The organism is Reyranella sp. CPCC 100927, assembly GCF_007859315.1.
Taxonomy (GTDB): domain Bacteria; phylum Pseudomonadota; class Alphaproteobacteria; order Reyranellales; family Reyranellaceae; genus Vineibacter.
The window spans coordinates 65,452-86,175 of sequence record NZ_VOHA01000002.1; the positions used below are offsets into that span (position 1 = coordinate 65,452).

Annotated in this window: 20 protein-coding genes; 11 read left to right on the forward strand and 9 right to left on the reverse strand. The window is 65.5% G+C overall.

Features of this window, described 5'->3' with window-relative positions; all coding sequences use genetic code 11:
• The first annotated feature begins 2 nt into the window (after positions 1–2).
• The 5 genes from FQU96_RS06435 (at position 3) to FQU96_RS06455 (ending at position 5,470) form a co-directional block, all read left to right on the forward strand.
• Complete coding sequence (locus FQU96_RS06435; RefSeq protein WP_146540642.1) at positions 3–1,232, forward strand: substrate-binding protein; 1,230 nt, start codon at positions 3–5, stop codon at positions 1,230–1,232.
• 60 nt (positions 1,233–1,292) lie between these two features.
• Entirely contained in the window at positions 1,293–2,324 is a 1,032-nt protein-coding gene (locus FQU96_RS06440) for a branched-chain amino acid ABC transporter permease (RefSeq protein WP_146540058.1), read from the forward strand.
• A 147-nt stretch (positions 2,325–2,471) separates the two neighbouring features.
• Positions 2,472–3,206 carry an ABC transporter ATP-binding protein gene (locus FQU96_RS06445; RefSeq protein WP_146540059.1) on the forward strand — a complete coding sequence of 245 codons (735 nt, stop codon included), beginning with the start codon at positions 2,472–2,474 and terminating at the stop codon, positions 3,204–3,206.
• A complete protein-coding gene (locus FQU96_RS06450; protein WP_255467883.1) occupies positions 3,199–3,903 on the forward strand; it encodes an ABC transporter ATP-binding protein in 705 nt (234 codons plus the stop codon). The genes FQU96_RS06445 and FQU96_RS06450 overlap by 8 nt, the downstream gene beginning before the upstream one ends.
• 52 nt (positions 3,904–3,955) lie before the next feature.
• Positions 3,956–5,470: an amidase gene (locus tag FQU96_RS06455; protein WP_146540060.1), complete on the forward strand. Its 1,515-nt coding sequence runs from the start codon at positions 3,956–3,958 to the stop codon at positions 5,468–5,470.
• Positions 5,471–5,541: 71 nt separating this feature from the next.
• Here FQU96_RS06455 and FQU96_RS06460 read toward each other — a convergent pair whose 3' ends face one another.
• The 4 genes from FQU96_RS06460 to FQU96_RS06475 form a co-directional block, all read right to left on the reverse strand.
• Entirely contained in the window at positions 5,542–6,597 is a 1,056-nt protein-coding gene (locus FQU96_RS06460; RefSeq protein WP_146540061.1) for a mechanosensitive ion channel family protein, read from the reverse strand.
• 41 nt (positions 6,598–6,638) lie between these two features.
• Positions 6,639–7,709 carry a lipid A deacylase LpxR family protein gene (locus FQU96_RS06465; protein WP_146540062.1) on the reverse strand — a complete coding sequence of 357 codons (1,071 nt, stop codon included), beginning with the start codon at positions 7,707–7,709 and terminating at the stop codon, positions 6,639–6,641.
• A 68-nt stretch (positions 7,710–7,777) separates the two neighbouring features.
• Positions 7,778–8,161 (reverse strand): dihydroneopterin aldolase, encoded by a 384-nt coding sequence (locus tag FQU96_RS06470; protein WP_146540063.1) that lies wholly within the window; start codon positions 8,159–8,161, stop codon positions 7,778–7,780.
• Positions 8,158–8,955, reverse strand: coding sequence for an SDR family oxidoreductase (locus FQU96_RS06475; protein WP_146540064.1), 798 nt, complete (start codon positions 8,953–8,955; stop codon positions 8,158–8,160). Before FQU96_RS06475 ends, FQU96_RS06470 begins: the two co-directional genes overlap by 4 nt.
• Before the next feature lie 89 nt (positions 8,956–9,044).
• Between FQU96_RS06475 and FQU96_RS06480 the strand changes: the two genes are divergently transcribed.
• The 3 genes from FQU96_RS06480 (at position 9,045) to FQU96_RS06490 (ending at position 12,032) form a co-directional block, all read left to right on the forward strand.
• Complete coding sequence (locus FQU96_RS06480; protein ID WP_146540644.1) at positions 9,045–10,148, forward strand: NAD(P)/FAD-dependent oxidoreductase; 1,104 nt, start codon at positions 9,045–9,047, stop codon at positions 10,146–10,148.
• Positions 10,149–10,254: 106 nt separating this feature from the next.
• Positions 10,255–11,040 (forward strand): SDR family NAD(P)-dependent oxidoreductase, encoded by a 786-nt coding sequence (locus FQU96_RS06485; RefSeq protein ID WP_255467921.1) that lies wholly within the window; start codon positions 10,255–10,257, stop codon positions 11,038–11,040.
• Positions 11,041–11,219: 179 nt separating this feature from the next.
• On the forward strand, positions 11,220–12,032 hold the full coding sequence (locus FQU96_RS06490; RefSeq protein ID WP_218574626.1) for a putative hydro-lyase: 813 nt from the start codon (positions 11,220–11,222) through the stop codon (positions 12,030–12,032).
• Between the two features lie 9 nt (positions 12,033–12,041).
• Here FQU96_RS06490 and FQU96_RS06495 read toward each other — a convergent pair whose 3' ends face one another.
• The 5 genes from FQU96_RS06495 to FQU96_RS06515 form a co-directional block, all read right to left on the reverse strand.
• Positions 12,042–12,926, reverse strand: a complete 885-nt coding sequence (locus tag FQU96_RS06495; RefSeq protein ID WP_146540066.1) for a VOC family protein — start codon at positions 12,924–12,926, stop codon at positions 12,042–12,044.
• A gap of 26 nt (positions 12,927–12,952) precedes the next feature.
• The gene (locus tag FQU96_RS06500) at positions 12,953–13,840 is read right to left on the reverse strand and encodes a carbohydrate ABC transporter permease (protein WP_146540067.1); all 888 of its coding nucleotides are present in this window, start codon (positions 13,838–13,840) and stop codon (positions 12,953–12,955) included.
• On the reverse strand, positions 13,840–14,790 hold the full coding sequence (locus tag FQU96_RS06505; RefSeq protein WP_146540068.1) for a carbohydrate ABC transporter permease: 951 nt from the start codon (positions 14,788–14,790) through the stop codon (positions 13,840–13,842). Before FQU96_RS06505 ends, FQU96_RS06500 begins: the two co-directional genes overlap by 1 nt.
• Before the next feature lie 174 nt (positions 14,791–14,964).
• The gene (locus FQU96_RS06510) at positions 14,965–16,320 is read right to left on the reverse strand and encodes an ABC transporter substrate-binding protein (protein WP_178130344.1); all 1,356 of its coding nucleotides are present in this window, start codon (positions 16,318–16,320) and stop codon (positions 14,965–14,967) included.
• A 118-nt stretch (positions 16,321–16,438) separates the two neighbouring features.
• The gene (locus tag FQU96_RS06515) at positions 16,439–17,332 is read right to left on the reverse strand and encodes a TauD/TfdA family dioxygenase (protein WP_146540070.1); all 894 of its coding nucleotides are present in this window, start codon (positions 17,330–17,332) and stop codon (positions 16,439–16,441) included.
• A gap of 108 nt (positions 17,333–17,440) precedes the next feature.
• On the opposite strand from FQU96_RS06515, the gene FQU96_RS06520 reads away from it, so the two are divergent.
• The 3 genes from FQU96_RS06520 to FQU96_RS06530 all read left to right on the forward strand — a co-directional run bounded on the left by FQU96_RS06520 (position 17,441) and on the right by FQU96_RS06530 (position 20,693).
• A complete protein-coding gene (locus tag FQU96_RS06520; protein ID WP_146540071.1) occupies positions 17,441–18,412 on the forward strand; it encodes a nitronate monooxygenase family protein in 972 nt (323 codons plus the stop codon).
• A gap of 157 nt (positions 18,413–18,569) precedes the next feature.
• Complete coding sequence (locus tag FQU96_RS06525) at positions 18,570–19,217, forward strand: TetR/AcrR family transcriptional regulator (protein WP_218574627.1); 648 nt, start codon at positions 18,570–18,572, stop codon at positions 19,215–19,217.
• A 243-nt stretch (positions 19,218–19,460) separates the two neighbouring features.
• On the forward strand, positions 19,461–20,693 hold the full coding sequence (locus FQU96_RS06530) for an ABC transporter substrate-binding protein (RefSeq protein WP_218574628.1): 1,233 nt from the start codon (positions 19,461–19,463) through the stop codon (positions 20,691–20,693).
• Positions 20,694–20,724 lie beyond the last annotated feature (31 nt).

Genomic DNA, 20,724 nt, shown 5'->3' on the forward strand with positions numbered 1-20,724 from the left:
GCATGCCATCTCGCGGACTGAGCCGTCGGCGATTACTGGGCGGCGCCAGCGCGCTCAGCGCCGCCGGCTGGATCGCGGGCACATCAGGCGGCTGGCTGCTGCGCCCGAACTGGGCCAACGCCGCCGGGCCGATCAAGATGGGCATTGCCACCGACATCACCGGGGCCATCGCACCATCGGGCAATGCCAACTGGCAGGTGGCGCAGTTTGCCGTCGAGCAGATCAACCAGGCCGGCGGCATCGCCGGCAAGCCGATCGAGCTTTACCTGGAAGACACCGCGTCGGATCCCAAGGTGGCGGTCGGCAACGTCCGCAAGCTGATCCAGGAGCGCAAGGTCGACGTGGTCTTGGGTGGCATCACCTCGGCCATGCGACAGGCGATCAAGGATCCGATCGTGAATCGCGGCCGCACGCTCTACATCTATCCGCAGCTCTACGAAGGCCAGGAGTGCACCAAGAATCTCTATTGCACCGGGCCGACGCCGGCGCAGCAGTGCGACGAGCTCATTCCCTACATCATCAACAAGCTGGGCAAGAAGCGCTTTGCCCTGCCATCGGCCAACTATGTCTGGCCGCAGCTGCTGAACAAATATGCGCGCAAGGTCATCCAGGCCAATGGCGGCGAGGTCGTGTTCGAGGAATATTATCCGCTCGATCAGCCTGAGTACTCGGCCACCATCGGCAAGATCCGCGACGGCAAGGTGGATTGCGTGTTCAACACGGTCATTCCGCCCGGCCTGCAGCCGTTCGTGAAGCAGCTCTACGAGTCGGGCTTCCAGCGCAACGGCGGCGTGCTGTCGTGCGTCTACTACGACGAAAACCTGCTGAACTACCATCCGGCACATGAGATGGAGGGACTTTACAGCTGCCTCGACTACTTCCAGTCGGTGAACGACCCCTTCAGCGCCAAGCTGCAGGAAGGATACGCCAAGAAATTTCCGGACACGAAGTACCTGTTCACAGCCGGCTCGGCGTCCACCGGCATGTATCGCGGCGTGAAGTTCTATGAAGCGGCTGTGAAGGAGACCAAGGGGGACCTGGCGCGTGAGGCGGTCTCGGCCGCGATGGACAAGGCGAAGATCGCCGATGGTCCCGGCGGCGGCGCCGAGATGGTGCCCGGCAAGATGCACTGCAAGATGAACATGTACGTCGCTCAGTGCAAAGTCGAGGCCGGAAAGACGCGCTACGAGGTCATCAGCAAGGCCAACATGGTCGACCCCAAGGAGTGCTGAGGCGGTGCGCCGAATCGACAGCCTGATCCACCTTCACCCTCCAGGGGAAGGGTGGTTTTCATGACGGCAATTCTTGGCTGGCAGACACGCCGCAGCGGCAAGACGCTGCGGGTGTTGCCGATCATCGAGATCGTGACACTCGTCGTCGCGATCGCGGCGCCCTTCGCCCTGTCGAGCCGCGTCGATCTCGTGACGCTGGCGACGAACGTGCTCATCCTGTCGATGCTGGCCATCAGTTTCGACTTGTGCTGGGGCCTGTCCGGAATCATGAGTTTCGGCCAGGCGCTGTTCTTCGGCGTCGCGGGCTACGTCATTGCCCTGGTGGGGCGCGACCTCGGGTTCAGCCACATCTGGGGCACCTTGCCGTTGGCGTTGTTGAGCGGCTTCGTGCTGTCGGGACTGCTGGGGGCCTTTCTGCTGCTGGGTCGCAAGACACCGACCACCATCTTCGTCGCGCTGGGGACACTGACGGGCTCCTACGCCGCCGAGCGGCTGGTGTCGGGTTGGCAGTATGTCGGCGCCGGCAACGGCCTGTCGTCGATCAAGCTGCTGCAGGCCGGCAGCTATGAGTTTGTCGAAGGCACTGCGTTCTACTTCCTGGCGCTGGCCGTGCTGCTCGTCGTCTACACCGCATCGCGCATCCTGATGCGCTCGCAGTTGGGGCTGGTGCTGGCCGGCATGCGACAGAACGAGGAACGACTGGCCTTCTTCGGCTATCGCGTGCAGCTCTTCAAGGCGATGGTCTTCTCGGTGGCCGGCGCGGTCGCCGGCCTGTCCGGCGCTCTCTACAGCTACCACCAGGGCTTCATCGGCCCCGGCAACATGGGCCCCGGCCTGTCGACGACGGCCGTGCTCTACTGCCTGTTCGGCGGCACCGGAACCCTGATCGGGCCCATTCTCGGCACGATCGCGGTCGAGGTCATCACGTACGCGCTGGCCGACATCGATGCGATCAAGAGCATCTGGCCGGTGGTTCTCGGGCTGGTGCTTCTGGGAGTCGTGATGTTCCAGCCCAAGGGCATCCTCGGCTTCTTCGTGTCAGATCGCGAACGTGTCGGCTCCTATGGCGCGCGGCCGCAGGAGCGGGAGTAGGCCATGCTTTTTGGACCGCGGGCAGCCTGCCCTGAGCCTGTCGAAGGGTCCACGCACGCATTCGCTCGCAGCAAGGCGAAGAGCGAACGGCCTCACCGCTCCGCGCCGATGCGCGCGCGGACGCGCGCGGTCCGAAAGTAAGCGGCGATGGCGTTGCTTGAAGTCCGCAATGTCGGCAAGTCCTTCGGCGCCCTGAGCGCCTTGGACGGCATCGATGTCACCGTCGAAGCCGGAAGCTTCCATGGCCTGATCGGACCCAACGGCTCGGGTAAGAGCACCTTGCTGAAAGCCATTGCCGGCGCCCATTTCCCCGACAAGGGAACCATCACGTTCGACGGCAGCGACATCACCGCCGCGACACCCTACGAACGCGCGCGGTCCGGCCTGAGCCTGAAATTCCAGATCACGGCCGTGCTGCCGGAACTGTCCGTCTACGACAACGTGCTGCTGGCGCTGCAATCCGGCCAGAGCCTGTGGTCGCTGCTGCGCTCGGCCACGCGCCAGCGACTGAACGGCGACGTGATGACGGCCCTGGAACGCTTCCGGCTGGCCGATCGGGCTGACGATCTTGCCGGGGAGCTGAGCCACGGCCAGCAGCAATGGCTTGAAATCGCCATGGCCCTGGCGCCACGGCCCAAGCTGCTGCTGCTCGACGAGCCGACAGGCGGCATGAGCCCGGAGGAGCGGCGCGTCACCGGCGAACTGCTGCAACCCATCCGCAGCTACTGTGCCCTGGTGATCGTCGAGCACGACCTCGACTTCATCAAGGACATCTGCGACCACCTGACCGTGCTCGATCAGGGCAAGGTGCTGGATGATGGCACCGTCGCCGAGATTGAGCGCTCGACCCGTGTGCAGGAGGTCTACACCTCCCGTGTCTGACACCGACACCATCCTCCAGGTCGACAAGCTCAGCTCGGGCTATGGGCGCAGCCGAGTCCTGTTTGACCTGTCGCTCGCTGCCGGCCGCCGCGGCGCCATTGCCATCCTGGGCCGCAACGGCGTCGGCAAATCAACTCTGCTGAAGACGCTCGCCGGCGAGATCCGACCGATGAGCGGCACCATCCGCTTCGACGGCATCGAAACACAGGGCGAGCCGACCGAACGGCGCGCCCGTCGCGGCCTGGGTTACGTGCCGCAGGATCACGCCGTCTTCGGCAAGATGTCGGTGCGTGAGAACCTGCTGCTGGGCGCTGTCGGTCAGTCCGACAAGTCGAACATCGACTATGTCCTGGATTTCTTCCCCAAGCTGGCCCAGCGCCTGGGACAGACGGCCGGCACGCTGTCGGGCGGCGAGCGCAAGATGCTGGCCATCAGCCGTGCCCTGCTGGGACGCCCCAAGCTGCTGATGCTGGACGAGCCGACGGAAGGCGTCTGGATCGGCGTGATCAGCGAGATCGCCGACCGGTTGCGCGACCTGACCAAGGAGATGGCCGTGATCCTGGTCGAGCAGCATATCGAGCTCGCCCTCGACGTGGCGGACTACGCCTACGTCATGGATCGCGGCCAGATCGCCATGCAGGGCGCTGCCGACGCCGTGAAGAGCGACCCGCAGCTATTGAAATACCTGTCACCCTGAAGCGGCACAGCCGCCGACCGCACGTTCACCCAAGAAGCTGGAGGAGGAAACCATGGCCGTTCAAGTGCCCACGCCCGAGCAGATCCGGGAAGCTGCCCGCGAGGTGGGCCTGTCCCTCACCGACGCCGACGTCGAGTCCTACATCGGACTGCTGCGCCCCAACGTCGCCGCCTACAACGTCGTCGACGCCATGCCCGACAATCTGCCGCCGGTGAAGTATCCCCGCACGCCCGGCTCGCGGCCCAGCCCGGAGGAGAACAAGCACAACGCCTGGTACGTGAAGACAACGGTCAATGGTGCCGCGCGCGGCAAGCTCAAGGGCAAGACCATCGCGCTCAAGGACAACATCATGCTGGCCGGCGTGCCGATGATGAATGGCGCGGCGACCCTGGAAGGCTACGTACCCGACATCGACGCCACGGTGGTGCATCGCATCCTCGACGCCGGCGGCACGATCACCGGCAAGGCGCATTGCGAATTCTACTGCCTGTCGGGCGGCAGCCACACCAACGCCACTGGGCCCGTGCACAATCCGCACAAGATGGGCTATTCGGCCGGCGGCTCATCGTCGGGCAGCGCCGTGCTGGTGGCGCTGGGCGAGGTCGATATGGCGCTGGGCGGCGACCAGGGCGGCTCGATCCGCATGCCATCGTCGTTCTGCGGCACCTACGGCATGAAGCCGACGCATGGGCTGGTGCCCTACACCGGCATCATGCCGATCGAGATCTACGTCGATCACACCGGTCCGATGACCGCCAACGTTGCCGACAATGCCCTGCTGCTGGAGGTGATTGCCGGCGCCGATGAGTACGATCCGCGCCAGTACAACGTGAAGACACATCCCTACACCAAGATGCTGGAGGGTGGCGTCAAGGACATGAAGATCGGCGTGGTCAAGGAAGGCTTCCTGCAGGCCAACGCCGAGACGGACGTCAACGACAAGGTCAAGGCAGCGGCCAAGAAGTTCGAGGCGCTGGGCGCAACGGTGTCGGAGGTGTCGATCCCCTGGCATCTGCTGGCGCCGGCGATCTGGATGCCGATCGGCGTCGAAGGCCTGACCCAGACCATGATGTACGGCGACGGCTATGGCGTCAGCCGCCCGGACCTCTACGTGACCAGCCTGATGGACTTCCACCGCAACTGGCGCAACCGCGCTAACGAGCTGTCGGAAACCACCAAACTGATGACCCTGTTCGGCACCTATGTGCGCAAGTATTACGGCAGCCGCTACTACGGCAAGGCGATGAACATCTGCCGTCAGCTCACGGCCGCCTATGACAAGGCGCTGGCCGAATACGACCTGTTGCTGATGCCGACCACGCCGATCAAGGCGACGCCACTGCCGCCCGCGGACGCGCCGCGCGAACTCTATGTCGAGCGGGCGTTGAACATGATCTCCAATACAGCGCCGTTCGACATCACGCACCATCCGGCCATGGCCATTCCCTGCGGCGTGTCGGACGGCCTGCCGGTCTCCGTCATGCTGATCGGCAAGCATTTCGACGAGCCGACCATCTACAAGGCGGCGCTGGCCTTCGAGCAGTCGGGCGACTGGAAGAAGATGTAATCCGTAACAGCAGAGGGACCCTGGCCAGGATCCCTCCGCTTTCCAGCCGCGATCGGACGGCCGATCCTACATCAAGCGGCCTGACGCGCGGCAGGCCGCTTGAGTACCGCTTCCATGCGCGTCCTCGGCAGGGCCTGCGGGTACGTCTCGCGGATCCAGGTCACCAGTTCCTCGCGCACGAGGCATCGCAGGTCCCATGCCTTGCTGGCATCGGCGGCGCTCACCAGCGCCCGCAGCTGCATGGCGTTCTCGCCCAGGTCGGTCACCTGCAGGTTCGACACCCGTCGGTCCCATAACGGCGAGCGGTCCAGGATGCGGTCGAGTTGGGCCCGCAGGGCCGCGACGGGCAACGCATAGTCGACATAGAGGAACACCGGCTGCAACAGCTGCGAGGACTCGCGGGTCCAGTTCTGGAACGGCTTTTGCAGGAAATACGCCAAGGGCAGGATCAACCGCCGCTCATCCCATATGGCAACGACGACATAGGTCGAGGAAATTTCTTCGATCCGGCCCCACTCGTTCTCGACCACGACCACGTCGCCGATGCGGATCGGCTGCGTCATCGCGATCTGGATGCCGGCAATGAAATTGGAGATCGTCGGCTGCGCTGCCAGGCCGATGACGATCCCGGCGACTCCCGCCGATGCGAACAGGCTGAGGCCCATGGCGCGCACGGCCGGAATCGTCGTCAGGCAGAGCGCGACCGTCAATCCAGCGATGCCGGTCAGGGTTGCGCGCCGGAAGAAGTCGAGCTGGGTCCGCCGGGCGCGAGACACCGAATCGCTGCGCGTCGCATAAGGCAGGATCGCGCGATCGAAGGAGAGGCCGACGAACCGCGCGATCGCAAACCCGGCCGCGCCGATGATGCCGATCGTCAGCCCCCGTCGCAGCGTCTCGCTGACCGCGGCCGGCAGGTCCATGACCGCCAGGCTCGCCAGCAGCACCAACCCGAGGGCCAGGACACGGCCTGGCTGCCGAACGATATCAACGGCAGGACGCAGGTGCCGGCTGCGACGCGCCAGCAGCATCACGGCATCGTAAACAAGGACGGCCAGAACCAGTGCTGCTGCCACGAACGCAGCTCGCACGGGCCAGCCATCGCCAGCCAGGGCTATTGCATAGTCCATCACGACGACTCGCTGTAGGGATCAGCGTTCGGCCTCGCTGGCTAGTAACGGAAGGCGACGCTGATCGATCCAAACTGCTGCCAACGATTGCGCTCAGAGAACTCCGGCGATCGCAAAACGTGCGTCAGGCTGACGCGGACGTTGCGGAACAGGAAGGCGAAACCGGCCTGCACATCGAGCACGAATGGATAGCGATCGACGCGGTGGCTACGCCGGAAGGTGTTGCCGTCGAGAAAAATGTTCTGCAGGTGCGCCTGTCCATCGACGCCGACAAAGAAATACCAGCCGAAACCATCATGTGCGGTGAAGGTCTCCGACCCCGGCATGGCCGGACGCGCCCGCGGTGGTCCGAAATCATTACGCAGGTCATTGCCGATCCGCAGGATGCCGCCAATCGCGGCATAGGTCGCGACATTCCCGACCGCGAGGCCGACCCGGGGGATGACGTCGGATTCCAGGCCCAGCGGCAACGCCAGGTCCAGCCGCCCGACACGCCAGCGGCGCTCGAAGGTCAGGTTGATCGTGGGCTCGTTGCGCAGCTGGTTGCGCCAGCCGCGCGCTTTGTCGGCCCCGATCAACGCATGAACGTTGTTCTGCACGAAACGTCCGCCCGCGGCTGGACCGACGACGCCAAGGTCAAGCTGCAGCGTATCGAGCCGCACCGGCGTATCGCCGACAAGATGCGTGTATTGCAACGCGAAGCCGAGATAGAGCCATCCAGCGTACGGACGGTCGTTGGCGATCAGGCCACGCGCGCTGGTGTCACTGGGTGTGTAGAGATTCTGCCCGATCGATACACCCCAGCGCCGGATGATACTGTCGGCGGTGCGCTCGCCGAAAATCGTTGGTACCGACGTGGCGCTCACCAGCCAGTCGGGCATCGCCGCCGGCGCCGACAACCAGCCGAGGCGAACCCCGTTGGTGTAGTCCCGGTCGGATTTGGCCCAACGGCTGAAAAGATCGTTCTCGATCTGAAAGGTGATGATGGCCTTGGGCTCACGCTGATCCCGGCCGCCGGATGGCGGTGCCAGCGCCTCGTCGTCGGCCCAGGCAAATCCAGCACCGCAGGCCATCCCCGCAACGACCAGCCCGACAACTCTCAGGACACGCATCAGCTCTCCCTACCCCGACCGACGGCGGGACTCAGGGAGTACGCCTGGAGCGTGAAATGGTTCCGTACCTAACGGACGCGAGCCGCCTCGTAACCAACGGCCTCGCAATCGGGATAGACGTCGGGCTTTTCGCTCGACACGCGCGCCATCAGCACCGCGTCGTGTGACAGGCAGAGGTCGAGGATGGCGTGCACCAGTGTTTCCTGCAGGTTGAAGCGCCGTGCCGCCACCAAAGCGGCAATGCCCTGGCGCAGGAAATCATAGTCGAGCGTGTTGCCAACGTCGTCGTCCAGGTCGGCCGCCGGCGGTCGCAGGTAAAGTTCGACATTGATCAGCAGGGCCTGCGGCCCCTGCTTCTCGAAATCATGGATGCCGATATTGGCCATCACGCGATAATTGCGCAGGAAGATGCGCCGCATTTCGCCGTGGCGCGCCAGCAGGTCGTTTGTCATCGCCGACGCCCCCGCGCCGCGGCACGCCGGTCGAAGGCGATATCGCGCGGGCGGCCGGTCAGGTGCTCACCGCTGTCGATCACGATCGTGTCGCCGGTGTAGCTGGGCGTCGCCAGGATGAAGCGCAGGGCCGCCACGAGATGGGCGGGCGTCACACCGACCTCCAGTGGATTGGCGGTGTGCTGGGCCTCGAAACGCTCATCGGTCTGGCTGCCGCTGCGCAAGGTCAGGCCCGGTGCGATACCGGCGACGCGGATGCGCGGCGCCAGCGACTGCGCCAACATCGTCGTCAGCCCCTGCAGGCCGATCTTGCTCAATGTGTAGCTCACGAAGTCGGGATTGAGGTTCCACAGCTTCTGATCGAGCAGGTTGACGATCACGCCGCGCTCGGCCTCGGGCAGTTGGCGGGCGAATGCCTGGGCGATCAGCAGCGGTGCCCGCAGGTTCACCGCCATGTGCCGGTCGAACGACCGGGCCGTGGCCGATGGCACGCGATCAAGCTCGAACAGCGAGGCGCTGTTGACGACACAGGACAACACCATGCCCGGCACGCCGCATCGGCTGACCAGGGATTCGGCGGCCTTGGCCGATGCAAGGTCCGCCCGCATCGCTTTTGCCCCGCCACCCGATGCGCGGATGCGCCGCACCGTCTCCTGCGCCTCGGCTGCCGATTGATGATAGTGCACGAAGACGAACCAGCCGTCGGCTGCCAGTGCCTCGGCGAGCGCCTGCCCGATGCGCTTGCCGGCGCCGGTGACGAGCGCCGCCCGGCGCGGAGTATCTGCTTTCTTCATCACGCCCGATCATAGGCGCCGCCGCTGCCAGTGCAACGACGCCCTGTGGCATCTTGCCCGCTGCCCCACTACAGTGCGATGCCATGAGCGTGGAAACTGTCGATTGTGTCGTCGTCGGCGCCGGCGTGGTGGGCATCGCCATCGCCCGCGCATTGGCCCTGGCCGGGCGCGAGGTGGTGGTCGTCGAGGCGCTGGAGGCCATCGGAACCGAGACCTCCTCGCGCAACAGCGAGGTGATCCACGCCGGGATCTACTATCCCAAGGGCAGCAACATTGCCCGGCTGTGCGTTGCCGGCCGGCGCGCGCTCTACCATTACTGCGACGAGCATGGCGTTCCCTACAACAACTGCGGCAAGCTGATCGTCGCCACCACCGAGGCCGAACGCGAGACCCTGGCCAGCATCAAGGGCCGGGCCGAGGCCAATGGCGTCGAGGGCATGCGTTTCCTCACCGCCGCCGAGGCCATGGCGCTGGAGCCCAATCTGCAATGCACCGGCGCCCTGCTGTCGCCCACCACCGGCATCCTCGACAGCCATGCCTTCATGCTGGCGCTGCAGGGTGATGCCGAAAGCGCCGGCGCGGTGTTCGCCTTCCACAGCCCGGTCGAGCACGGCCGCGTCCGCGACGACGGCATCGAGCTCGATATCGGCGGTGCCGATCCCATGACTCTGCGCGCCCGGCTGGTCATCACCAGCGCCGGCCTGCATGCGCCTGATCTGGCGCGCCGGTTCCAGGGTGCGCTCTATAACACCATCCCGCAGGCCTACTACGCCAAGGGCAACTACTTCCGCCTGATGGGCAGGGCACCGTTTTCGCGCCTGATCTATCCCGTCCCGGTGCCCGGCGGCCTGGGCGTGCACATCACGCTCGACCTCGGCAACCAGGCGCGCTTCGGCCCCGATGTCGAGTGGATCGACAAGATCGACTACACCATCGACCATTCGCGCGGCGACAAATTCTACGCCGCCGTGCGGCGCTACTGGCCCGGCCTCAAGGACGGCGCGCTGCAGCCGGACTACGCCGGCTTGCGGCCCAAGATCGTGCCGCAAGGCGCGCCGGCGCAGGACTTCACCTTTCACGGTCGCGAAACGCACGGCATCCCCGGCCTGATCCATCTGTTCGGCATCGAATCGCCCGGCCTGACCGCGGCACTGGCCATCGCCGATCACGTGGCGGCAATGGCGCGCCAGTAGTCGGGATTTCCCGCCTGCCGCGATCTGCTCTAGGCTGCTGTCCAGCCGGCGCGGCAACCGCCGGCAGGAGGTCACCATCGATCTGGATCTGAACGGCAAGACGGCGCTGGTCACCGGCGCGCATCGCGGCACCGGCACGGGCATCGCCTGGGCACTGGCGCGCGAAGGCGCCCATGTCGTCGTGAACGGACCGACCGAAGAAGCGGCGGCACACACCGCCAACACCATCGTGGCCGCCGGCCACCAGGCCAGTATCGCCGCCGGCGACGTCGCCACCCAGGGCGGCGCCAACGCCGTGGTGGCGCGCCTGGTCGAGGCCAAGCGCGATGTCGACATCCTGGTCGCCAACTACGGCACCGCCGAACGCAAGCGCTGGACCGACGCCGACGATGATGCGTGGCTTGGCATGTACGAAAAGAACGTGCTGTCGGCGGTGCGCCTGATCCGGGCGCTGACCCCGGGCATGAAAGCCCGTGGTTTCGGCCGCGTGGTCCTGATCGGCACCATCGGCTCGACCCGGCCGGCGGCGCGCATGCCGCACTATTACGCCGCCAAGGCCGCGCTGCCGGCGATCACCGTCAGCCTGGCCAAGGAGCTGAGCGGCAGTGGCATCACGGTGAACCTGGTCAGCCCAGGCCTGATCGCCACCGCCGAGGTGATCGACATGGCCCGCAAGCGCGGCACCCGCGAGAACTGGCCCGAGGCCGCCGATCCCAACCCGACCGCCCTGCTGCGCCGCCTGGCGGCCAGCGACATGCCCAACCCGGTCGGCCGTGTCGCCACCGTCGACGAGGTCGGCGACCTGGTGGCGTTCCTCGCCGGCTCACGCGCCGCCTTCATCAACGGCCAGAATATCCGCATCGACGGCGGCGCGGTGGACGTGACGGTGTGACTTTGTCCCCTCTCCCGCGAGCGGGAGAGGGAGGGGCCCACGCGAAGCGTGGGAGGGTGAGGGGCCAAGCACGAGGTACCGAGTCCTTAGCCCCTTCGCGCGCGTCGACCTCTCCCGCTTGCGGGAGAGGTGAAAACGGTGCCACCATGCCAGGTAACGTTCTTCTCTGGAGGTCCCTCATGGACACCACCATGACCACGTTGGGCAGCACCGTGCGCGAGACCGGCCATGGCGCGCGCCTGAAGATCCGCCGTGGCGAACATCGGCTGCCGACGGCGGGCCTGGCGCCCGGCTATGTACAGGGCAACCTTGCCATCCTGCCGAAGGCCCTGGCGGCCGACTTCCACCGCTTCTGCCATCTGAACCCCAAGCCCTGCCCGCTGCTGGCGGCCTCGGAGCCGGGCGATCCGCGGCTGCCCAGCCTGGGCGCCGACCTCGACATCCGCACCGACATCCCGCGCTACCGCGTGTGGCGCAACGGCGAACTGGTCGAGGAAGTCGATGACCTCAAGAAGGTCTGGCGCGATGATCTCGTGGCCTTCGTGCTGGGCTGCTCATTCTCCTTCGAGGAAGCCCTGATCGAGAACGGCCTGGACCTGCGCCACATCAGCTGCGGCACCAACGTGCCGATGTACCGCACGTCGATCCAGACGGCGCCGGCGGGCCCGTTCCATGGCCGGATGGTGGTGTCGATGCGCCCGTTCCGGCCGGCCGATGCGATCCGCGCCGTGCAGGTGACGTCGCGCTTCCCCTCGGTGCACGGCGCGCCGGTGCATCTGGGGAAGCCGGAGATGATCGGCATCAACGACATCGCCAAGCCCGACTACGGCGATGCCGTGCCGGTGCACGACGACGAGCTGCCGGTGTTCTGGGCCTGCGGCGTTACCCCGCAATCGGTGATCGCCACGGTCAAGCCCGAGTTCAGCATCACGCATGCGCCGGGCTACATGCTGGTCACCGACCTGCTGAACGCGCGGCTGGCGGTGCTGTAGGCCGCCACCCTACCCCGAATACGGCAATTCCCACGACCGGCTCTCGTAGCCGGCGGCGAAGGCGTTGTTGGTCTGGTAGGGATTGCGGTTCACCAGCGGGCGGGCATAGAGCGGGTGCGTCATGCTGCGCACCTCGTGCTCGACCCTGAACAGCACCTTGCCCGTGTCGGGATCGGCGACGTCGAGAAAGCGATACTGCCACTGGCTGCTTTCCTGCGACACCAGCCCGCGCTCGAGCAGTCGGCGATAGGGTCCCGAGAAGTCGGCCAGGTAGACCTGGATGTGATGGCCGTCGTAGGCCGGCGGCGCGTCATCGGTCTCGCGGAAGCGAAGCTGCTGATCGCGACCCACGGTCACCTCGGCACAGGGGCTGCCGTCGGCATCTATCACGCGCGACGGCGCCGCGAAGATGTCGCGATAGAAGCGGCTGATCCCGGCGGCGCTGCCGACCGGTACATCGAACGTGATGTAGCCAACCCCCAGTGCGACACGGCCGAAGCGCGCATCCGGCTCGTGCACCCGGATCCGATTGCCCCACGGGCACACGGCATCGATATGGTCGGCGTGTTCCGTCACCGCGAAGCGGCTGCCCTCCAGCGCATCGCGAACGCCGGCCAGGCGCTTCAAGAGCCAGGCCCGATCGGGGATGACCAGGCCGACATGGCCGCGCAGGATCTGCGGCTTGCCGGTGGGCAGATGGAACTGGCTGCGCCCGACATTCACCCACATGTTGTCGACGCTGGTCATCATGTAGGGATCGCGCGTGAGGCCCAGCCCGGTGACATAGAACAGCGTTGCCCAGCGCTGATCAGGCACCGACACGTTCACGTGCTCCAGATGGACGATGTTGCAGACGTCCTCCTGGCTCCTGTCGAAACCGTTATGGCCTGTCATGGTCAGCCTCTCGCTTGCAGGACGCCTCAGCCCTTCACGGCACCGGCGGCCAATCCCTCGACGATGTATCGCTGCAGCAGCGCCACCAGGATCACGGTGGGCGCCAGCGCCAGCAGGCAGATTGCCATCATCAGGTTGAAGAAGACATGGACATCGCCGACCAGGCTTGCAATCACCACCGGCAGGGTCATGACGTCGGGCCGGGCGTTCAGGATCAGCGGGATCAGCAGTTCGTGCCAGGAGATGATGAACATGATCACGCCGCAGGCCGCCAGCGCCGGCGTCGACAGCGGCAGGACCACGGAGACGAACGCCCGCAGCCGGCTGCAGCCGTCGATGCGCGCCGCCTCCTCCAGCTCGCGCGGGATCGAGTCGAAATAGGGCGCCAGGATCAGGATCGCATAGGGCAGCAGGAAGCCGGTCTCGGCGATGATGACGCCGGAGAGCGTGTTGAGCTGTCCCAGCGAGCGCATCACGATATAGAGCGGGATCATCAGGACGATCACTGGCACGAAGCGCGCCACGACGTTGGCCTGCATCAGGAACACGGTCCAGCGGAAGCGCAGGCGTGCAATGGTGTAGGCCGAGAGCGAGCCGAACAGCAGGGTCAGGAACGTCACCGAGATCGCCACCACGGCCGAATTCAGGAAGGCGGTGTAGAAGCTCTTGATGTTGTCGGGCAGGTAGGTGACTTGGTCGAAGATGCGCCCCTTCTGCTCGCCCTTGGTGAGGATGACGGTGAAGTTGTCGGCCGTGACCTCCAGCGGCATCAGGCGGCGGGTATCGGCCTGCAGCGCCTTCTCCGACTGGATGCTGCCGAAGAACACCGCCACCAGCGGCAGCAGGATGAAGACGATCACCGTCACGTTGGCGACGTGCAGCAGCAGGCGTGTGGTGCGCGACGTGGCGAACATCAGAGGGTCACCCGGCGATAGATCGTGCGCAGATAGATCAGCGCCATCACGCCGATCATCAGCGCCAGGATGAAGGCCGACGCCGAGCCCATGCCGAAATTGTTCGGCGGCGAGAAGGTGATCTTGTAGCTGTACCAGGCCGCCACCCAGGTCGCATCGCCGGGGCCGCCCTGCGTGATGGCGAGGATCTCCTCGAACACGGCAAAGGCGAACGCGGTGCGCAGGATCAGGATCACGGCGATCACCGGCCGCAGCAGCGGCAGGGTGATGTGCCAGAACCGGCGCCAGGCATGGGCGCCGTCGACGGCGGCCTGCTCGTAGAGCTCGCGCGGGACGCCCTGCAGTGCGGCGTGCACCAGGATGATGGCGAACGGCAGGGTGCGCCAGATATAGGGCACCGTGACGGCATACAGCGCCGTGTCGGGGTTGCCGGCCCAGTTGACGGGATCGCTGATCAGGCCGAGCGTGAAGAGGATCCGGTTCAGGAAGCCGAACTGGAAGCTGTACATGAACGACCAGATCAGCCCGTTGGCGATCGGCGGAATGGCATACGGCAGCAGGATCAGCAGACGCGTGATCCGCGATGTCCAGATGCTCGACTGGTTGATCAGCAACGCGATCATTACCGCCAGCACGACCTCGGTGCTGACGGTGATGGCAGTGAAGACCGCGGTGTTCTGCAGCGCCGTCCAGAACAGCGGATCTTCCAGGACACGGCCGTAGTTCTCCCAACCGTTGAACGGGAACTCGCCCCGCCGCAACTGCGCCAGCCCGACACGATGCACCGACAGGTAGCCGGCGTAGAGAACCGGCCACGCCAGCACCAGGCCGAGGAACAGCAAGGTCGGCACATTCATGAAGAACGCGAACCAGCCGGCCGACATCTCGCGGCTGGACCGGCGGCGTTTGGCAGGCCGATCGATGGCCATCTTCGGCGCCGCGAGGGTCATGCTTCACCTCTCCCGCAAGCGGGAGAGGTCGGCGTGCGCAGCGCGCCGGGTGAGGGCCCAAGGACAAGGTGCCTCATCTGTGGCTTCTCATGCTCAGCACCTCATGCTTGGCCCCTCACCTTCCCATCGCTTCGCGATGGGCCCCTTCCTCTCCCGCTTGCGGGAGAGGAGCGCTCAAACCTTGCGCTTGGCGTCGGCGATGCCCTTGATCAGGTTGTCGCAGCACTGGTCGGCCGTGATCTGGCCGGTGAGGCACTTCTGGACCTCGATGTTGAGCTGGTCGGTCCACGGGAAATGCCAGGGCTGATAGATCGACGAGCACACCTCGCCGATATAGGTCGCCTGGTCCCAGATCTTCAGGATCGCCGGCACATCGCCCCACGGCGCCCAGCCCTGCTTGATGACGTCGCTGTTCATTACCGACGTGTAGCCCGACCCCAGCATGGCGTCCTTCGCCAGCCCATTGGCCTGGGTGTAGTTGCCGTCCTTGGTGCGGCCGCCGAGATACTGCAGCAGCTTCCAGGCCCACTCCTTGTCGCGGTTGGCCGACGACAGGAAATAGACGTGCGACACGCCGATGGTCTTGCCCTCGCCGGGCGAGACGTGGACCTTCACCTTGCCCGCGATCGGCGACTGCGCCGGATCGTTGGCGACATTCAGCCCATAGTGGTGGTTGGGGCCGCGGTAGAGGTTCTTGCCGGCACCGAAAGCCTTGGCCGACGTTGTGAACTGCACCTTCAACGACTCGGGGTCCGAGATGTCGAGCCCCTTCTCGAAGGTGTTGGCCCACCACTTCAGCGTCTCGCGCGCCACCGAGCCGGCGCCCAGCATGTGGTTGCCCTGCTTGTCGAAGAACGTGCCACCGCGGTTCCAGGTCATCTGGTACCAGGTGCCGGGCAGCTGTTCGAGCCCGACTCCGGCCACCCACAGCACGGGATAGCGCGACACGCCGTCCTTTTTCGCCTTCACGCAGTGCTCGATGAACTCGTCGTAGGTGGTGAACGGTTTGTCGATCTTCAGTTTCTCCATCATGTCGGCGTAGTAGTTCCACACCCACACGGCCGAAAAGTACGGCAGGCCCATGATCTTGCCGTTGACCACGGCGACCTGCTTGGTGAAGGCAGTGAAATCCTTGGCGTAGTCGGCGGCGCCGGGCAGGCCATCGAGCGGCTCGACCAGGCCCTGGTTGATGAAGTTCGGGAACGAGAACGGCGAGGATTGCGAAACGTCGATCTTCTCGCCGGCGGCGAACATGGTGGCAAGCTTGGTCGGATGGTCGTTGAACGACGAAATGGTCGAATCGACCTTGACGCCCCAGTCCGCCTCGAACTGCTTGGCGATGCGCGAATAGATGTCGCCGTAGGTCCACACCACGAAGTTCAGGCGATCGACCTTGCTGCGCGGCGCCTGGCTCCACGGGCCGCTTGCCTGGCCGAAGGCGGCCCCCGGTCCGAGCAGGCCCAGGCCCACGGCCGCACCCAGAACCCGGCGGCGGCTCAGTTCCCATTTGGCGATGACATCGTCGTTCATTTCACGATCCCCCCAAGTATTTGGCGTGGCCGGCGCACGGACCGGCATCAGACTTCACTTCGCCCGGGACGGCGGACTCAACGCAAGAACTATGCCCGTCCATGAAACCGGCAGCGCCCTACTCGGCTGCCTGCGCCTGATGCGACTCGGCGATCGACAGTGGTCGCTCGCCGGCGTTGGTCGTGCGATGCAGTTCGCGGCGGAACCCGTCGTAGTCGTTGACCGCGAAATGCTGCACGGCGCGATTGTCCCACATGGTGAGCGTATGCGGCGCCCAGCGGATCCGGCACGTAAACTCCGGCCGCACCGAGTGCTCGTTGAGATAGTTCAGCAGCGGTGCGCTCTCGCGCTCGGTCATGTCGGCGAAGCGGATGGTATAGACGCGATTGACGTAGAGCGCCGTGCGGCCGGTCTCGCCATGGACCCGCGCCACCGGATGGACCATCTCGGCCAGCGCCGCCTCGCCGGCCTGGATCTTCATGCTGCGGGCCTTGTTACGGTCGGCGTAGGTGCCTTGCGGCCCATAGGGGCGCCGGGCGCTGTGGACCGCGTTCAAGCCACCGAGCATGTGCCGCAGACCCGCCGACAGCGACTCCCAGGCGAGATACTGGTTGGCGAACATGGTGTCGCCGCCGAACGGCGGCAGTTCACGCGCATGCAGCAAGGTGAAGCTGGGCGGCCGCTCCTGAAAGCTCCAGTCGGAATGCCAGTTGCCGCCGAAATTGGCGGTGCGCCGCTCGTCGGCTTCCTTGACGACCGCAATCACGTGCGGATGCGTCTCCTCGCCCTCCACGAACGGCTCGATTCCGAAGGGTCCGAAATAGCCGGTGAAGCGCTCCAGGCCGGCATCGTCGATCGGCTGGTCGGGAAAGGTCAGGACCTGATGCTCCAGCATCGCCGCACGGATCGTCGCCACGGTCGGCGGCTCGAGCGGCCGGGTCAGATCGATACCCGTCACCTCAGCGCCACAGGCACCGGCGATGCGCTCGACCTTCAGGCCCTGCTGCGGCATGCGAAACTCCTCCCACGATCACGCTGTTCATCAGCGGTCCATCAGCTAGGTTATCGTGCGATGGCGGGAGATGCACGCCTTTCGCCGAACTGAAATAAGGGACCTTCCATGCTCAAGACGCGCTTCACCGAGATGTTCGGCGTTCAGTACCCGATCGTTCAGGGTGGCATGCAATGGGTCGGCCGCGCCGAGCTCACATCCGCCGTCGCCAACGCCGGCGCTCTGGGCTTCCTGACCGGGCTTACGCAGCCGACGCCGGAAGACCTGGTGAAGGAGGTCAAGCGCTGCCGCGACATGACCGACAAGCCCTTCGGCGTGAACCTCACCATCCTGCCGACCCTGGTGCCGCGTCCCTACGGCGAATACATCGACGCCATCATCCAGTCCGGCGTGAAGATCGTCGAGACCGCCGGCAACAATCCCAAACCATTCCTGCCCAAGCTCAAGGAAGCCGGCATCAAGGTGATCCACAAATGCACCTCGGTGCGCCACGGCGTGAGCGCCGAGCGTATCGGCGTCGATGCCATCAGCATGGACGGCTTCGAGTGCGCCGGCCATCCCGGCGAGGATGACGTGCCCAACCTGGTGCTGCTGCCGGCGGCGGCCAACGTGATCAAGATCCCGATGCTGGCCTCGGGTGGCTTCGCCGACGCGCGCGGCCTGGTGGCGGCGCTGGCGCTGGGCTGCGACGGCATGAACATGGGCACACGCTTCATGGCGACGAAGGAAGCCCCGATCCACCAGAAGGTGAAGGAGGCTATCGTCGCCGGAGACGAGCGCAGCACGGCGCTGCTATTCCGCACCATGCGCAACACGGCGCGCGTCTACGGCAACTCGGTGGCCAAGAAGGCCATCGAGATGGAGCACGAAGGCAAGACCATTCAGGAGATCGGCCCTTTGGTGGCCGGTGCGCGCGGCAAGGTGGTCTACGAGACCGGCGACCTGGAACACGGCGTCTGGTCGGCCGGCACCTGCATGGGCCTGATCCAGGACATCCCGACCTGCCAGGAGCTGGTCGAGCGCATCGTGCGCGAGGCCAAGGACCTCATCCGCCAGCGCCTGGCGACGATGGCGGCATAAGCTGCGGCGGGGCTTCGGCCTGCCGATGCCCCGCCGGCTCGACCGCGCCATGATGGCACACAACTTCCTCTTGCCTTCGCCCCCGCCGACATCGCAAATATCGCCGACAGTGCGGACGCGCATTTCGGCGTAGCGGCTGATCGGAGTGCAAGATCCGGTGGCAGATCAAGGTCGTGACCTCGACTGGGATGCGGTGATGCCGCGGCCGCGGCGGCGGTATCCGCTGCGCCGCAGCAGCGAGGAACGGCGGGAGCAGATCCTCACGGCGGCGATCCTGCTGTTCGGTCGCGATGGCTTCCATCGCACCACCGTCCAGGACGTGGCAGACGAGGCCAAGATCAGCGCCGGCCTGATCTACCAGTATTTTCGCGACAAGGAAGACCTGCTGTTCGCCGCCATCGGCGAGATCTTCGACGTCTACAAGCGCGAGATTCCGCTCGCCGTGCAGCAGCACACCGAGCCATTTGCGCAATTCAAAGCTGCGATCCAGACCTATTGCCGCGTGGTCGACGAGCACCGTGGCGCGGCCCTGCTCGGCTATCGCGAATCGCGGTCGTTATCGCGCGCCAAGATCAAGACGACGATGAAGAAGGAGCTACAATCGACATCGCTGATCGCGGGCTGCGTCGAGCGCTGCGTGACGGCCAAGATCTTCCGCCCCATCAACGTCGACGTGCTGACCTATCATCTCGTCGTGCTGGCCCATTCCTGGGCGCTGAACGCCTGGCGCCTGCCACGACTGACCCGCGAGCAGTATGTCGAGGACTGCCTCGAGATCATCCTGAAGCCAGTCCTCGCCGACTGACTGTCGCCGGCAGGCCACCGGATGGACGCCGGCCGCCTGTCCACTCCGCCCACCCCCGCAAACTCACACGCGCCAACAAACTTCTTGACTGGCGATTGTCGCCAGTGCCAAGTTTTGAATTGAATGAACATTCAAATAGCCGATTATTTCGAAGGAAATCCGCTGTTTCTCGGATTGGGGTGAGTGTTCGGGGGTAGCGCGGCAGCGGCACAAGCTGCGTCGTTGATGGATGGAGGGAACGTCGTGAAGGTGACACAGAAAGCCTATGGCCGGCGCGCCGTGACGCGCGCCATGCTGGGCGCGATGGCGCTTGGCCCCTCGCTGGCCGGCGTCGCGCGGGCGCAATCGGACATCAAGATCGGGCTCACGACCGACCTCACCGGCATCGCTGCCAGCTACACCCGATCGACGGTGAACGGCGTCGAGCTGGGCATCGACGAGGTCAACGCCGGCGGCGGGCTGCTCGGCCGCAAGGTGGCGCTGCTGGTGCGCGACTCGCAGCTCAAGCCGGACCTCGGCACCACGCACACGCGCGACCTGATCACGCGCGAGAAGGTCGACGTCCTGATCGGACCGAACTCCAGCGCTGTCGGCCTCACCGTGTCGGCGGTGGCCAGGCAGTACCAGAAGCCCGTGATCATGACGACGCCGAACACGCCGCGTCTGCCCATGGAGCTCTTCCATCCGCACTTCTTCACGCTGGTTCCCAGCGGCCTCATGGAAGCGCGTGCGATGGCCGAGGTGATGGGTCCCAAGGGCAAGAAGTTCGCCTTCATCGGCGGCGACTACGAGGCATCGCACCAGGGGCTGAAGTTCTTCAAGGAAAGGCTGGCCAAGGTCAATCCCGCCGCCGCGTTCGTCACCGAGGCGTGGCCGAAGCTGGGCGAGCCCGACTACACCAGCTACATCACCAAGCTCGCCTCGGCGAAGCCCGATGTCGTGTTCTCCTACCTCTGGGGCGCCGATCTGGTCGGCTTCATCAAGCAGGCCAAGCCCTACGGGCTGTTCAACCGCACGGCTGTCGGCACGCTGCTGTTCATGGACGACCTCAAGGCGCTGGGCCAGGAAATGCCCGACGGCATCTGGGGACAGATGCGGGCCCCCTTCTTCGCCATGCAGGGCGACACGGTGAGCCGCTTCGTCGAGCGCTACCGGGCGAAGTACAACGACTATCCCGCTGATTTCGCGATCATGGGCTACGAGGCGGTGATGGCCTATGCCGGCGCGATCAAGGACGCGCAGAGTGTCGAGGCGCCCGCCCTGGTCAAGGCGCTGGAAGCCGGCACGTTCGACCTGCTGCGGGGCAAGACCAAGTTCCGGCAGCTCGACCACCAGGGCGACGTGCCCTCGTTCATCGGCAAGACCGCGGCTGGCGACAAGGTACCGTTCAAGGTGCTGGCTGAGGTCGAGCGCGTCCCGGCCGACAAGATCTGGCCGAGCGAGGCCGAAGTGCTGGAAGCCCGCAAGGCGAAGTGACGCCGAGCAGCGCCAGCGTTCCTCCGGCAAG